The 2,692-nt window shown below is 30.4% G+C and carries 5 protein-coding genes and 2 pseudogenes; all 7 read right to left on the bottom strand.

Annotation, left to right across the window (positions count from 1 at the left end):
• Nucleotides 1–185: pseudogene (locus ACTG3S_RS12680) on the bottom strand (glutathione peroxidase); the annotation flags it as partial.
• Between the two features lie 4 nt (nt 186–189).
• Complete coding sequence (locus tag ACTG3S_RS12675; protein WP_439129711.1) at nt 190–873, bottom strand: SDR family NAD(P)-dependent oxidoreductase; 684 nt, start codon at nt 871–873, stop codon at nt 190–192.
• A 7-nt stretch (nt 874–880) separates the two neighbouring features.
• Entirely contained in the window at nt 881–1,096 is a 216-nt protein-coding gene (locus tag ACTG3S_RS12670) for a hypothetical protein (protein WP_215995832.1), read from the bottom strand.
• 79 nt (nt 1,097–1,175) lie between these two features.
• The gene (locus ACTG3S_RS12665) at nt 1,176–1,400 is read right to left on the bottom strand and encodes a hypothetical protein (RefSeq protein ID WP_439129710.1); all 225 of its coding nucleotides are present in this window, start codon (nt 1,398–1,400) and stop codon (nt 1,176–1,178) included.
• A 3-nt stretch (nt 1,401–1,403) separates the two neighbouring features.
• A complete protein-coding gene (gene folE, locus ACTG3S_RS12660) occupies nt 1,404–2,102 on the bottom strand; it encodes a GTP cyclohydrolase I FolE (RefSeq protein WP_439129709.1) in 699 nt (232 codons plus the stop codon).
• Between the two features lie 60 nt (nt 2,103–2,162).
• On the bottom strand, nt 2,163–2,453 hold the full coding sequence (locus ACTG3S_RS12655; protein WP_439129708.1) for a TIGR03643 family protein: 291 nt from the start codon (nt 2,451–2,453) through the stop codon (nt 2,163–2,165).
• Nucleotides 2,440–2,692, bottom strand: a pseudogene (locus ACTG3S_RS12650) (hypothetical protein); the annotation flags it as partial. The pseudogene ACTG3S_RS12650 and the gene ACTG3S_RS12655, both read right to left, overlap by 14 nt.

Genomic DNA, 2,692 nt, shown 5'->3' with positions numbered 1-2,692 from the left:
GGAGAACCAATAATCATTAAGTTTTCTTTGTGTGTTTTGTATAATTCTTCAAGACCTTTGTATTGTGATGTAAAACCACATTTAGAAGCAACATTTACAAAGAGAATAAATTTATTACTGTGTTCGCTTAAGTCAATAGCCTTATTTTGTAGGCTATTGATTTTAATATCGTAGATATTTGTCATTTTTTTATATTTTGAAGTTTACAATTCCACAGTCTAATTCAAAAATTTGACCTGAAATTGAATTTGCTTTTTCTGATATTAGAAAGGTTGCTAAATCTGCAACTTCTTCTGGCTTTAAAAACTTTTTAAGTGGGTGACGTTCTGTGATATTTTCTATCATACGCTCATTTCTTAAAAGTTTAGAGGCCAAATCTGTGTCTGTAACTGTGGGTGCAATTGCATTTACACGAATTGTTGGTGCTAGTTCTGCACCTAAAGATTTGGTAATGCCTTCAACACCAGATTTTGCTGCAGCCACACTTGCGTGAAAAGGCATGCCTAGTTTAGTAGCTACGGTACTAAATAATAAGATTGAAGGATTGTTTCCGTTTTTAATTTTTGGTAAGTAATGTTGTATGGCTTTTACAGCACCCACAACATTTATTTCAAAATCATCTCTAAAATCGTCTAATTTTAGCCTAGATATTGGTTTTAGGTTTATGCTACCAGGACAATAGATTAATGTATCTATGGTGTCTAAATCTGGTAAATCATCTGCAAGAATATCGCAATTGTAATGAGTTAAGTTAGCGTGAGATTGCAAAGGAGCAGATCTACTAATGTTAAAAATTTTGTTTTTTTCTACTAAAGAATTTACAATTGCTTGTCCTATTCCTTTGCTACCTCCAACTACTACTATATTTCTCATATTATATTTACGGTCTTCCTTTCAAGCGCTTTTCAATTTTTTGCTTTACAGCTGTTAAACGCTTCATTTGATCCATAATTTCTGGATCTTTTTCTTGTTTATATACTTCATTTAGCTCTAAAATAAGTGCTTTTACTTCTCTTGAGGCTAAAATTCTATCACTTGTGGTTTTAAAAGAGAATTTTCTATTCTCAAACTCAACGGCTCTTTCTAATAAATTCATTCTATTACTTTAGTCTTTTTTTAAATAATTTTGGTAATATAATTATAAAACTTAGATAAGCAATAAAAATGTCTATTATTTATGCAGTTAATGGTTTTCCTTTTAAACGTTTTTCTATTTTTTGTTTTATTACGGTTAGTCTTTTCATGATATCCATAATTTTGTCATCTTTATTTTTTTTGTATATTTCGTTTAGGCTTAATATTAAAGATTTTGCTTCTCTTGCAGCCATAATACGATCGCTTGTGGTTGGAAACCTTTTTTTTCTAGTTTCGAATTCTAATGCTTTATCTATTAAATCCATAACTTAGTAATTTAAAGTGTTTTGTAATTCTGCTATTTTTTCTGGGGTATTGAACTGACCACCAAAAAAGGAAGTAACTGTAGACGAAGTATCATCTTTAATACCTCTCGAAGAAACACATAAATGTTTTGCATCTATAATTACAGCTACGTCTTCTGTATTTAATATTGCTTTTAATTCCTCTGCAATTTGGTTGGTTAATCTTTCTTGCACTTGAGGTCTTTTAGCGTAATACTGTACAATTCTATTTAATTTAGATAAACCAATAACTTTGCCAGAAGAAATGTATGCAACATGGGCTTTTCCTATAATTGGTACAAAATGATGCTCGCAATTAGAGTAAAACGTAATGTTTTTTTCTACCAACATTTGGTTGTATTGATACTTGTTATCAAACAAAGCAACTTTGGGTTTGTTGGATGGATTTAAACCTGAAAAGATTTCTTCAATGTACATTTTAGCGACTCTTTTTGGAGTGCCCTGTAAAGAATCATCTGTTAAATCTAGACCCATTACGTCCATTATTTCTGAAAATAAGGAAGCTATTTTTTCCTTTTTCTGTTCATCAGAAAGTTTAAAAGCGTCTGGTTTCATAGGAGTTTCTAATCCTGTAAAAAGATGGTCATCTCCAACTTCTTCAAAAGAAAATCCATTTAAATTTTTTGAAACCTCTTTTTCTTTTAATACTACGTCTGTAATCATTTTTTTGTCTTTTTAATGTGCTGTCTTTAAGAACTCTATACTTAAATCAAAGCACCGTTTTTATCTTTTTGCTATAGAGTTGTTTGATATTGATTTTTGCCTTGTACATTTAAACCTTCCGCTTGCAAAGGTTCTTAATTTTTGATGTTTGGTTTTTCTGCCTTGTACTCTTTTTCGCCACATTTTGAAGCTTTTTGGCTTCATTTCTCTGCGCATTAAGTTGATAACTTCTTGTTCTTTTAAACCAAACTGAAATTCTATTGCTTCGAAAGTTGTTCTGTCTTCCCAAGCCATTTCTATAATTCTATCAATAGCTATGCCACTAAGAGGTTTACTGTTAATGGAATTCATATTGTTTATCGTATTCTATTTTTATGTTAATTAATTTGTCTATAAACTTTTTGTTTTCTTTTAGCAATTTACTTTTTTTAAACCTTACAAAATTACCTTGAGCATGAATGCTAAAACCATCTGTTTTGTAAGTGTGCAATTGGTAATAGGGTATAGCCCAGCTAAAGTTTTGTAATCCTTTTGTAATATGAACTAAAATGCCCTTTTCTCTTAACTCGATGTTTCCATAATTGATGTCA

This window comes from Polaribacter sp. (assembly GCF_965656025.1).
GTDB lineage: Bacteria > Bacteroidota > Bacteroidia > Flavobacteriales > Flavobacteriaceae > Polaribacter.
The sequence above is the reverse complement of the archived record's forward strand: the minus strand, read 5'-3'. Positions and strand labels throughout refer to the sequence as shown.